This is a genomic window from Streptomyces sp. MGP-P1 (assembly GCF_057766565.1).
In genome coordinates, this window is the sequence record NZ_JBYMEM010000006.1 from 1,224,417 (window position 1) to 1,235,953 (window position 11,537).

The 11,537-nt window shown below is 70.9% G+C and carries 11 protein-coding genes and 1 pseudogene; 10 read left to right on the plus strand and 2 right to left on the minus strand.

Going from position 1 to position 11,537, the window contains the following annotated elements; translation table 11 throughout:
• Positions 1 to 143 precede the first annotated feature (143 nt).
• The 10 genes from AC3CH1_RS21175 to AC3CH1_RS21220 all read left to right on the plus strand — a co-directional run bounded on the left by AC3CH1_RS21175 (position 144) and on the right by AC3CH1_RS21220 (position 9,764).
• The gene (locus AC3CH1_RS21175; RefSeq protein ID WP_488464330.1) at positions 144 to 827 is read left to right on the plus strand and encodes a response regulator; all 684 of its coding nucleotides are present in this window, start codon (positions 144 to 146) and stop codon (positions 825 to 827) included.
• A 140-nt stretch (positions 828 to 967) separates the two neighbouring features.
• Positions 968 to 3,784 carry a DNA translocase FtsK gene (locus AC3CH1_RS21180; protein ID WP_488464331.1) on the plus strand — a complete coding sequence of 939 codons (2,817 nt, stop codon included), beginning with the start codon at positions 968 to 970 and terminating at the stop codon, positions 3,782 to 3,784.
• Between the two features lie 303 nt (positions 3,785 to 4,087).
• A complete protein-coding gene (locus AC3CH1_RS21185) occupies positions 4,088 to 4,888 on the plus strand; it encodes a helix-turn-helix domain-containing protein (protein ID WP_228927698.1) in 801 nt (266 codons plus the stop codon).
• A gap of 164 nt (positions 4,889 to 5,052) precedes the next feature.
• Positions 5,053 to 6,534 carry a 30S ribosomal protein S12 methylthiotransferase RimO gene (rimO, locus tag AC3CH1_RS21190; protein ID WP_073742943.1) on the plus strand — a complete coding sequence of 494 codons (1,482 nt, stop codon included), beginning with the start codon at positions 5,053 to 5,055 and terminating at the stop codon, positions 6,532 to 6,534.
• Positions 6,531 to 7,334, plus strand: a complete 804-nt coding sequence (pgsA, locus tag AC3CH1_RS21195; RefSeq protein ID WP_488464332.1) for a CDP-diacylglycerol--glycerol-3-phosphate 3-phosphatidyltransferase — start codon at positions 6,531 to 6,533, stop codon at positions 7,332 to 7,334. Before rimO ends, pgsA begins: the two co-directional genes overlap by 4 nt.
• Positions 7,331 to 7,840: a CinA family protein gene (locus AC3CH1_RS21200; RefSeq protein WP_488464333.1), complete on the plus strand. Its 510-nt coding sequence runs from the start codon at positions 7,331 to 7,333 to the stop codon at positions 7,838 to 7,840. The genes pgsA and AC3CH1_RS21200 overlap by 4 nt, the downstream gene beginning before the upstream one ends.
• A 109-nt stretch (positions 7,841 to 7,949) precedes the next feature.
• On the plus strand, positions 7,950 to 8,333 hold the full coding sequence (locus AC3CH1_RS21205) for a helix-turn-helix domain-containing protein (protein ID WP_003965837.1): 384 nt from the start codon (positions 7,950 to 7,952) through the stop codon (positions 8,331 to 8,333).
• Between the two features lie 255 nt (positions 8,334 to 8,588).
• The gene (locus tag AC3CH1_RS21210) at positions 8,589 to 9,059 is read left to right on the plus strand and encodes a Dps family protein (RefSeq protein ID WP_488464334.1); all 471 of its coding nucleotides are present in this window, start codon (positions 8,589 to 8,591) and stop codon (positions 9,057 to 9,059) included.
• A 52-nt stretch (positions 9,060 to 9,111) separates the two neighbouring features.
• Complete coding sequence (locus AC3CH1_RS21215) at positions 9,112 to 9,303, plus strand: CsbD family protein (RefSeq protein ID WP_403917469.1); 192 nt, start codon at positions 9,112 to 9,114, stop codon at positions 9,301 to 9,303.
• Positions 9,304 to 9,461: 158 nt separating this feature from the next.
• Complete coding sequence (locus AC3CH1_RS21220) at positions 9,462 to 9,764, plus strand: hypothetical protein (RefSeq protein ID WP_488464335.1); 303 nt, start codon at positions 9,462 to 9,464, stop codon at positions 9,762 to 9,764.
• A gap of 59 nt (positions 9,765 to 9,823) precedes the next feature.
• On the opposite strand, the pseudogene AC3CH1_RS21225 reads toward AC3CH1_RS21220, so the two are convergent.
• Both AC3CH1_RS21225 and AC3CH1_RS21230 read right to left on the minus strand, forming a co-directional pair.
• Positions 9,824 to 10,342: pseudogene (locus tag AC3CH1_RS21225) on the minus strand (SDR family NAD(P)-dependent oxidoreductase); the annotation flags it as partial.
• A gap of 173 nt (positions 10,343 to 10,515) precedes the next feature.
• Positions 10,516 to 11,418, minus strand: coding sequence for an Fpg/Nei family DNA glycosylase (locus AC3CH1_RS21230; RefSeq protein WP_488464336.1), 903 nt, complete (start codon positions 11,416 to 11,418; stop codon positions 10,516 to 10,518).
• Positions 11,419 to 11,537 lie beyond the last annotated feature (119 nt).

The following is an 11,537-nucleotide window of genomic DNA, read 5'->3' on the forward strand; positions in this document are numbered from 1 at the left end:
GGTATGTGCACGGTGACATCGCGGTGACAGGGTGTGGTGACGGGCGGGGTGCGGCTACCATGACCGGCACAAGGACGGACGGCGTAAGGGAGTCGTCCCCTGGGGCGGCACCCGGTGCATTTCCGGGGCGAGGAGGACGGGCCATGGTGCAGAAGGCCAAGATCCTCCTGGTCGATGACCGGCCGGAGAATCTGCTGGCGCTGGAGGCCATCCTCTCTGCGCTCGATCAGACACTGGTCCGGGCATCGTCAGGGGAGGAGGCGCTCAAAGCGCTGCTCACGGACGACTTCGCGGTCATTCTGCTGGACGTCCAGATGCCGGGCATGGACGGTTTCGAGACAGCCGCGCACATCAAGCGGCGGGAGCGGACCCGGGACATCCCGATCATCTTCCTCACCGCGATCAACCACGGACCGCACCACACCTTCCGCGGCTACGCGGCCGGTGCGGTGGACTACATCTCGAAGCCGTTCGACCCATGGGTCCTGCGGGCCAAAGTCTCGGTCTTCGTCGAGCTGTACATGAAGAACTGCAAGCTCCGCGAGCAGGCCGCACTGCTGCGGCTCCAGTTGGAGGGCAACGGCCACGCGGGCGGCGAGCACGAGAAGGAGCCGGCCGGTCTGCTGGCCGAACTCTCCGCGCGGCTCGCGGCGGTCGAGGAGCAGGCCGAAGCGCTCTCCAAGCAGCTCGACGACGAATCCGCGGACGCCGCCGCGGTAGCCACCGCCGCCCACCTCGAACGCAAGCTGACCGGCCTGCGCCGCGCGCTCGACGCGCTGGAGCCGGGCACCGGCGGGGGTACGGGCGTGCTGCCCGCACAGAGCTGACGATCTCCGCCCCTCCGGCTCGGCGCGTGACCGCCGCTGCCGTGAAGCGGCGTCAGTTCCCGGCCCCCCGAGGGCGACACGGTCGGGTGAACCAGTAGGCGAACGTATTCACGGGCGACGACAGCGGTAACCTCGGCACCATGGCCTCACGTACGTCCGGCAAGGGTTCCCAGGGCGCGGCGGGCGCCGCGAAGCGCGTCGGCCGTGCCCCGGGCCCGGCGAAGAAAGCCGCGCCCGTCAAGAAGACCGCGCCCAGGAAGTCGGCCGCGCCCGCGAAGAGGGCTCCCGCGAAGAAGGCGGCGGCCAGGAAGCCCGCGCCCAGACCCGCACCGTCACCCACCGGAGGCGTCTACCGGCTGGTGCGGGCGGTCTGGCTCGGGGCGGCGCACGGCGTCGGCGCCCTGTTCCGCTCGGTAGGGCGTGGAGCCAAGGGGCTTGACCCCGCCCACCGCAAGGACGGGCTCGCCCTGCTGCTGCTCGGCCTGGCGCTGATCGTCGCCGCGGGCACCTGGTCCAACCTCCAGGGGCCGGTCGGCGACCTGGTCGAGATGCTGGTGACCGGGGCCTTCGGCCGGCTCGACCTGCTCGCGCCGATACTGCTGGGCGCGATCGCGGTACGGCTGATCCTGTACCCGGAGCGGCCCGACGCCAACGGCCGTATCGTCATCGGGCTCTCCGCCCTGGTCATCGGAGTCCTCGGCCAGGTGCACATCGCCGTGGGGTCGCCGGGCCGGGCCGAGGGCACCGAGGCGATGCAGGACGCGGGCGGGCTGATCGGCTGGGCCACCTCCAAGCCGCTGATCTTCATGATGGGCGAGGTGCTCGCCGTACCGCTGCTCGTGCTGCTGACCGTGTTCGGGCTCCTCGTCGTCACCGCCACCCCGGTCAACGCCATCCCGCGGCGGCTGCGTCAGCTCGGCGTCCGCCTCGGCATCGTGGAACCGCCGCCCGAGGCCGGCGACGGGTACGAGGACGACGACGAGCGCTACGACGAACAGTGGCGCGAGGCGCTGCCCGAGCCGACCCGGCGGCGCGGCACGCGGCGCCCGGACGCGGACCCCGTCCACGACGAGGCGGAGGCGGACGCGTTCACCAAGCGCAGGAGGCCCCGCAGGCCCTCCGCGCAGCCCGCGATGAACCGGCCGCTGGACGCGGTGGACGTCGCCGCTGCCGCTGCCGCCGCGCTCGACGGGGCCGTGCTCAACGGGATGCCGCCCTCGCCGGTCGTCGCCGACCTGACCCAGGGCGTCTCCGTGGACCGGGAGCGCACCGGAACGCCCGTCCCCGGGGCCCGGGGGGCCGAGCGGGACGGCGCGGGGAAGGCCGGGGCAGGGCGCAGGCAGGACCGGTCCGGTGACGCGCACGACGCGACCGGCGGTGACACCTCCGCCCGGTCCGGCGCCGTTCCCGACCTGACGAAGCCCGCACCGGAGCGTTCCGAGGACCTGCCCGCCCGCGCCGAGCAGCTCCAGCTGTCCGGCGACATCACGTACTCGCTGCCCTCGCTCGACCTGCTGGAGCGCGGCGGGCCGGGCAAGACCCGCAGCGCCGCCAACGATGTGGTCGTCGCCTCGCTGACCAACGTCTTCACCGAGTTCAAGGTCGACGCCGCGGTCACCGGGTTCACCCGGGGCCCGACCGTCACCCGGTACGAGATCGAGCTCGGCCCCGCCGTGAAGGTCGAGAAGATCACGGCACTGGCCAAGAACATCGCGTACGCCGTGGCCAGCCCGGACGTGCGGATCATCTCGCCGATCCCGGGCAAGTCCGCCGTCGGCATCGAGATCCCCAACTCCGACCGCGAGATGGTCAACCTCGGCGACGTGCTGCGCCTCGCGGACGCGGCCGAGGACGACCACCCGATGCTCGTGGCGCTCGGCAAGAACGTCGAGGGCGGCTACGAGATGGCCAACCTCGCCAAGATGCCGCACGTCCTGGTCGCCGGCGCCACCGGCTCCGGCAAGTCCTCCTGCATCAACTGCCTGATCACCTCGATCATGGTGCGGGCCACCCCGGACGACGTGCGGATGGTCCTCGTCGACCCCAAGCGCGTCGAGCTCACCGCGTACGAGGGCATTCCCCACCTCATCACCCCGATCATCACCAACCCCAAGAAGGCCGCCGAGGCGCTCCAGTGGGTCGTGCGGGAGATGGACCTGCGCTACGACGACCTCGCCAACTTCGGTTACCGGCACATCGACGACTTCAACCACGCGGTGCGCAACGGCAAGTGCAAGGCGCCCGAGGGCAGTGAGCGGGAGCTGTCCCCGTACCCGTACCTGCTGGTGATCGTCGACGAGCTGGCCGACCTGATGATGGTGGCCCCGCGCGACGTCGAGGACTCGATCGTCCGCATCACTCAGCTGGCCCGCGCGGCCGGCATCCACCTGGTGCTCGCCACCCAGCGGCCATCGGTCGACGTGGTGACCGGCCTGATCAAGGCCAACGTGCCCTCGCGGCTCGCCTTCGCCACCTCCTCCCTCGCCGACAGCCGCGTCATCCTCGACCAGCCCGGCGCCGAGAAGCTCATCGGCAAGGGCGACGGGCTCTTCCTCCCGATGGGCGCCAACAAACCCACCCGTATGCAGGGCGCGTTCGTCACCGAGGACGAGGTCGCCGCCGTCGTCCAGCACTGCAAGGACCAGATGGCCCCGGTCTTCCGGGAAGACGTCGTGGTGGGAACGAAACAGAAGAAGGAGATCGACGAGGACATCGGCGACGACCTGGACCTGCTCTGCCAGGCCGCCGAACTGGTCGTCTCCACCCAGTTCGGATCGACCTCGATGCTCCAGCGCAAGCTCCGGGTCGGCTTCGCCAAGGCGGGCCGGCTGATGGACCTGATGGAGTCCCGCAACATCGTCGGACCCAGCGAGGGCTCCAAGGCGCGCGACGTCATGGTGAAACCCGACGAACTCGACGGGGTGTTGGCCGTCATCCGCGGGGAATCCGCTCCGTAAAGGTTTTGTGGGCAACCGTTTCGTACGGTCGTACGTCCAGTTGTAGGGAGGGGCGGAACCGTGCTCCTCCCCGCAGCTCGCTCCGTCGTCACCTCATCCGTACCCCCACCCCGTTCGGCCCACTACAGGTTGACCAGTCCTCGATCGGGGCTGTGCTCCGTCCCCGCTCCGCCCCGGAGCCGGCGGCGGGGCCGTCCGGCGAACCCGATGGCGTACAAAGTCGTCCCTCCCGGTTGCCCCTCCCTTTCGTACCCCCCCTAGACTGAACATCCAGCAGGTGGCTCACGCTCGAAAGGCGCCCCCGTGTCCATCGGCAACTCCCCCGAAGACGACCGGCCTTCGATCGGTCGTGCCCTTCAGCAGGCTCGAATCGCCGCGGCTCTGACGGTCGAGGAAGTCAGCAGCTCCACCCGGGTGCGCATCCCCATCGTGCACGCGATCGAGCAGGACGACTTCTCCCGCTGCGGCGGCGACGTCTACGCCCGCGGCCACATCCGCACGCTCGCGCGTGCCGTCGGCCTCGATCCGGAACCGCTGGTCGAGGAGTACGACGCCGATCACGGCGGCCGTCCGGCACCGACCCCCGCGGCTCCGCTGTTCGAAGCGGAACGCATCCGCTCCGAACCCCGGCGGCCCAATTGGACCGCCGCCATGGTCGCGGCCATCGTCGCCGTCATCGGTTTCGTCGGCTTCACGCTCTTCAGCGGCGAGGACGAACCCTCGAACACCGCGCAGATCGCGGAGGGCTCCAAGCCCGACAAGACCGCGGCCAAGCCCACCGCCACCAAGCCCTCCGACCCCAAGCCCGTGCCCTCCGAGAGCGCCATCGCCGCCGCCCCCCGGGACAAGGTGACGGTCAAGCTCAGCGCGGACCGGGGCAAGAGCTGGATCTCGGCCAAGGACCACAACGGACGGCAGCTCTTCGACGGCCTGCTGCTCCAGGGCGAGTCCAAGACCTTCCAGGACAAGGAGCGCATCGACCTCGTCCTCGGCGACGCCGGGGCGATCGAGCTCTTCGTCAACGGCAAGCAGGTCGAGGACCGCTTCGGTCCGGGCCAGGTCGAACGGCTCTCCTACACCAAGGGCGACCCCGAGGCCGGCTGATCCGCCGCCCTCCGCACCGCACACGTCCCGACGGGCGTCCGGCATCGCGCCGGGCGCCCGTCGGCGTTCCCCGACCCGGTCCGCCTGCTACGGGGAGTAACAGCCAAGAGGGCAGGCAACCCTGCACGGCAGGGGGGCCGCCGCGACGAAGTAGTCTTGAGTCCATGCCCGAACGCCGTACCGTCGCCCTTGTCACTCTTGGATGCGCCCGTAACGAGGTGGACTCGGAGGAGCTTGCAGGCCGCTTGGCAGCGGACGGCTGGGACCTCGTCGAGGATGCCTCCGACGCGGATGTCGCAGTCGTCAACACCTGTGGGTTCGTCGAAGCCGCCAAGAAGGACTCCGTCGACGCCCTGCTCGAAGCCAACGATCTGAAGGATCACGGCCGCACCCAGGCCGTCGTCGCCGTCGGCTGCATGGCCGAGCGCTACGGCAAGGACCTTGCCGAGGCCCTGCCGGAGGCGGACGGCGTCCTCGGATTCGACGACTACGCCGACATCTCCGACCGGCTCCAGACCATCCTCAACGGCGGCGTCCACGCCTCGCACACCCCGCGAGACCGCCGCAAGCTGCTGCCGATCAGCCCCGCCGAGCGGCAGGACGCCGCCGTGGCGCTGCCCGGCCACGCCCAGGAGACGCCCGCCCCCGCCCCCGAGGACCTCCCCGAGGGGGTCGCGCCGGTCTCCGGACCGCGGGCGCCGCTGCGCCGCAGGCTCGGCACCAGCCCCGTGGCCTCGGTGAAGCTCGCCTCCGGCTGCGACCGCCGCTGCTCCTTCTGCGCCATCCCCTCCTTCCGCGGCTCGTTCATCTCGCGGCGTCCCTCGGACGTGCTCCAGGAGACCCGCTGGCTGGCCGAACAGGGCGTCAAGGAGGTCATGCTCGTCTCCGAGAACAACACCTCCTACGGCAAGGACCTCGGCGACATCCGCCTCCTGGAGACCCTGCTGCCCGAGCTGGCCGACGTGGACGGCATCGAGCGGATCCGGGTCAGCTACCTCCAGCCCGCCGAGATGCGCCCGGGCCTCATCGACGTCCTCACCTCGACCCCGAAGGTCGCCCCGTACTTCGACCTCTCCTTCCAGCACTCCGCCCCCGGCGTGCTGCGCGCGATGCGCCGCTTCGGCGACACCGACCGCTTCCTGGAGCTCCTGGACACCATCCGGAGCAAGGCCCCCCAGGCCGGCGCCCGCTCCAACTTCATCGTCGGTTTCCCCGGCGAGACCGAGGCGGACCTCGCCGAGCTGGAACGCTTCCTCACCGGCGCCCGCCTCGACGCGATCGGCGTCTTCGGGTACTCGGACGAGGAGGGCACCGAGGCGGTCGGCTACGAGAACAAGCTCGACGCCGACACGATCGCGGAGCGCCTCGCCCACATCTCGCAGCTGGCCGAGGAGCTGACCTCGCAGCGGGCGGAGGAGCGAGTCGGCGAGACCCTCCAGGTGCTGGTGGAGTCCGTGGAGTCGGAGGAGGACGGCGAGGTCGCGATCGGGCGCGCGGCGCACCAGGCCCCCGAAACGGATGGCCAGGTGGTCTTCACCACACGCGAGGGTCTCGTGCCGGGCCGTATGGTCGAGGCAAAGGCAGTGGGCACCGAGGGCGTCGACCTGGTGGCCGAACACCATGAGCTTGCGGAGGTAGCCAGATGACCGGAGTCCCGGCATCCGCGGCAGGCGGCTCCGGCGCGAAGCCGGTCCGCGGCGGCAAGCTGGGCACTGCGGCCGTCAACCAGGCCAGCCTGTGGAACATCGCCAACATCCTGACCATGGTGCGGCTGCTGCTCGTGCCCGGGTTCGTCCTGCTGCTGTTCCACGACGGCGGATACGACCCGGTCTGGCGCGCGTTCGCCTGGGCGGCCTTCGCCGTCGCGATGATCACCGACCTGTTCGACGGTCATCTGGCGCGGGCCTACAACCTGGTCACGGACTTCGGGAAGATCGCCGACCCGATCGCCGACAAGGCGATCATGGGCGCGGCGCTGGTCTCGCTGTCCGTCCTGGGCGATCTGCCGTGGTGGATCACCGGGGTGATCCTCGCCCGTGAGCTGGGCATCACGCTGATGCGGTTCTGGGTCATCCGGCATGCGGTGATCCCGGCCAGCAGAGGCGGCAAACTCAAGACGCTCGCGCAGGGGACGGCGGCCGGGATGTACGTCCTGGTGCTCACCGGGCCCCTGGCCACCTTGCGCTTCTGGGTGATGATGGTCGCCGTCGTGCTGACGGTCGTCACCGGACTCGATTACGTACGTCAGGCCGTCGTCCTGCGTCGCCAGGGCCTCGCCGCCGAGCGCGCCGCCGCCGCCGCCGAGCGGGCCGCGGAGGCCCTTCAGGGCACTGTCGGCACCGCTGCAACCGCCGCCGGCGCCGGTCCGGCCGCCGAGGCCGTGGCCGGCGCGAAGGACGTACGCGCTACTGCCGAGGCGCGCGACGCCGCGGAGGCCGAGCGGTGACAGCCGCTGCCCGGGTGCTCCGGCTCCTCGGAGCGCGGGGCGAGACGCTCGCCGTCGCCGAATCGCTGACGGGCGGCCTGCTCGCCGCCGACCTGACCTCCGTACCCGGCGCCTCCCGGTCCTTCCGCGGATCGGTGACGGCTTACGCCACCCCTCTGAAGCGGGACGTCCTGGGCGTCGACGGGGGCCTGCTGGCGGAACGCGGAGCGGTGGACCCCGAGGTCGCGCTGCAGATGGCGGTCGGCGTGCGCCGGGTCCTCGACGCGGACTGGGGCGTCTCCACCACGGGGGTCGCGGGACCGGAACCACAGGACGGGCAGCCGGTCGGCACGGTGTACGTCGCCGTGGCCGGGCCCTTGGGCATCGAGAAAGTGACGGCTCTGCGGTTGAATGGTGAGAGGGCGGATATCCGTAGTGAGAGTGTGCGAGGCGCCCTCCGACTGCTCGCAAGCGAACTCGGTGAGAATGCGCGGGCACAGGATACGGAACAGATCGGGGGGAAATGATGTTTGCAGCCCTGAGTGAACACGTCATCGCTCCCCGCACGGCCGCAGCACAAGGCGGTACGGTAGGGCGTGAAGGATGCGGCTACGCGGTCCGAGGAGGGAGCCACCGATGATTCTGCTCCGTCGCCTGCTGGGTGACGTGCTGCGTCGGCAGCGCCAGCGCCAAGGCCGTACTCTGCGCGAAGTCTCCTCGTCCGCCCGGGTCTCGCTCGGTTATCTCTCCGAGGTGGAGCGGGGGCAGAAGGAGGCATCCTCCGAGCTGCTCTCCGCGATTTGCGACGCGCTTGACGTACGGATGTCCGAGCTCATGCGTGAAGTGAGCGACGAGCTCTCGCTCGCTGAGCTGGCCGAGTCGGCAGCTGCCAGTGATCCGGTCCCAGTACCGGTTCGTCCCATGCTCAACTCCGTCTCCGTCTCGTCGGTCGCAGGTGTGCCGTCGGGCCGGGTGACCATCAAGGCGCCCGCGGAAGCGGTGGACGTCGTCGCCGCCTGATCCACGCGGCGCAGTTGCTCGACCGGAGTCCCGGTCGGCCCCTACCGGGGTCGGCCGGGACTTTCGCGTTCGCCGTCCACATGACCGCCGGGTCCTCCGTGCGGCCTGCGGATCGCGCGCCTCATATGGGTGTGAGTCCTCGGTGGGTGGGCAGACGGAGAACAAGGCTCGCATGACCGTTTTGCTTTATATGTGCCATCGTGGGTGATGCACCGAGACGGTCAGCGAAGCGGCTGACGGATGGGAGTAGCGCACATGTCTGTGGTCAAGAGCACGTTGTCCGAGGGCGACCTCAAGGTCGTGGGAACGGCGCTGCAGGGCGCTCTGGTCGACCTCGTCGACCTCTCCCTGGTGGCCAAGCAGGTCCATTGGAACGTGGTCGGTCCACGCTTCCGTTCCGTGCACCTTCAGCTCGACGACGTCGTCGTCACGGCCCGGCAGCACTCCGACACGGTCGCCGAGCGCGCCTCGGCGGTCGGGGTCAACCCGGACGGGCGCTCCGGCACGGTCGCCAAGGAGACCGCCATCGCGTCCGTGCCCGAGGGCTGGATCAAGGACACCGACGCCGTGCGGATCCTGGTGGACGCGCTGGGCGTGGTCATCGGCCGGATGCGGGAGCGCATCGAGGAGACCGACGCACCGGATCCGATCACCCAGGACCTGCTGATCGGGCTGACGGCGGAGCTCGAGAAGCATGCCTGGATGTTCCAGGCTGAGAGCGCCTGAACCGACGCCCGATCGACGACCGCGATACGTCCCGAGCAGAAGGAGCGACATCATGAGTGACGGAGCCATGGACAAGATGAAGGGCAAGGGCAAGGAGGCTGTCGGCAAGCTGACCGGCGACCGCCGCAAGGAAGCCGAGGGCAAGGCCGATCAGGCCAAGGGCGGAGCCAAGGACGCGGCGGGCGGAGTCGGCGACCGCGCCAAGGGCGTCAAGGACTCCCTCCGCCGGGACGACGACAAGTAGTCCTGAGCTTTCGGAGCCACTGCCCCGAGGTCCGAGTGCCCCCGCCGTTTCGGCGGGGGCACTTCCCTGTGGGTGACCTCTCGGCCGGGCGTTCTGGATGCACCACGGCCGCTGCCAGGGGAAACTGCCGGAAAGGACGTCGGCCGCGGGAGGTAGCGATGATACGGCGATGGGTGCCGGCGCTGGTTCTCGGCGGACTGTGGTGGTGGGCGGTGCTCCGGCTGGTGCTGCGTCCGGAACAGGCGGGGCTGGTGGAGGGGGCGGTGGCGGCGGGGGGCTGGGGGTTGAGTCTGTTGCCGGTCCATGTCGCGATGGTGGGGGCGGGGGGCCCGGTGAGCCCGTCGGGGCGGTCAGGGGGGTCGGGTCTGCTCGGGCCGTGGGGCTCGTTGGGTTCATTGACGCGGCGGTGGTCTACCAAGGCATGGCGACGCCGCCGTTCGGCCGGAGAATCTGACCGGTAAATGAAGGTCGAGGCGTCCGAGGCCGGGTGCAGCACGGTATGGGCGACGTCCTGCGGTTCGCCGACCCGGCCCAGCGGGGAGATCCGGGTCCTCGTCGCCTCCGCCCGGTGCTGACCCGAGGCGTCGTGCCGGTCGGTCATGGGCGTACGGATCCAGCCGGGTGCGACGGCGTTCATTCGTATGGCGTGAGGCCCCAGCTCCGTGGCGAGCGTCTTGGTGAGCTGCACCACGGCGGCCTTCGCGACGCTGTAGCAGAGCAGGCCCGCGTTCGCGGAGTCCACCGCGCCGGACGCCATCGTGATCAGCGAGCCGGGGGTGGAGCGGGCCGTCATGGAGCGGGCCACTTCCTGGCAGGCGTACAGCACCCTTCGGAGATTGACGGCCGGTACGCGGTCCAGATCCTCGTCCGCCGTCTCCAGCACGCTGCTGGTGTGCATGATCCCGGCCGAGGCGACCACGACGTCGAGCTGCCCGGTCGCGCCGACGGCCGCACGGACCTGGTCGCGGTCGGTGACGTCGAGAGGGAGGGTCCGGGCGCTGCCGCCCGCTTCGGTGACCAGGTCGTACGTCCGGCGCAGCCCGTCTCGTCACGATCCGCACAGTGCACCGTCGCCCCGGCCTCCGCGAGCAGCAGGGCGCTCGCCCACCTGATGCCGCTCGCCGCGCCGGTGATGAACGCGGCGCGGCCCGTCAGGCCGTACGCGGAGAGAGGCATGACGGGACCGTAGGACCGCATCTGACGGGCCGTCAATTAGGGGGTCGGTCCCGATTGGCAACCGGGACACCAGTAGGTGGGGCGGTCGTCCTGGTCGGTGAGGCGGATCGGGGTTCCGCAGCGCAGACAGGGGCGACGGGCCCGCCCGTAGACGTACAGCCGCTCCTGTACGCGAACGGGGGGCCGGGCGCGTGGGCGGGCGGGGGCCGGGGTCGGTGGGGTGGCCGGGGGGCTCGGTGGGGGCGCTGTGGCGGGCGGGCTCGGGAGGGCCGGTGGCGTGCGCAGTTCGGAGGTGATCGTCGTGGTGCGGGTGGGGCGATCGCGGTTGGCGTGCAGCAGTCGCTCGGCGAGCGTGACGAGTCGGAGGAGCACGCCGTCGGGGAGGGCGCCCACGGGGAGCCAAGGCGTGACGCGGGCCAGAAAGCACAGCTCGCACTTGTAGACGTTGCCGATGCCCGCCAGATTGCGCTGGTCCAGGAGTGCCTCGCCGAGGGGGCGCTGCGGCGCGGCGAGCAGCCGGTCCAGGGCCAGGCCGGGATCCCAGTCGGGGCCCAGCAGGTCAGGGCCCAGATGGCCCACGGCCCGGTCCTCCTCGCTGGTGCGCAGCAGCTCCAGGACCGGGAGCCGGTAGCCGACCGCGGTGTACTCCGCGTTGGCGAGGATCGCGCGGATCTGGTGCCCCGGACCGCCCCGCCAGCGTTCGTCCGGGGTGTACACCCGCCAGGCGCCGTCCATCCGGAGGTGGCTGTGCAGGGTCAGGCCGCCCTCGACGCGGGTCAGCAGGTGCTTGCCGCGGGCGGTGACGTCCAGGACGGTCCGGCCGGAGAGGTCGGCGGTGGCGAAACGGGGGACGCGCAGGTCCGACCGGGTCAGCACCTTCCCGGCCAGCGCCTCGTGGAGCCGGGTGGCGGTCTGGAGGACGGTGTCTCCTTCGGGCATGCCTCCATGATGGGCCGCGCCGGGGCGTTCGTGCCATGGTCCGGCCCACCGTCGGGTCGGGTGGCGTCCGGCCGCGGGTCGGTGGCGTCGCCGACGGGGCCGGTGCCGTCCGTCGAGGT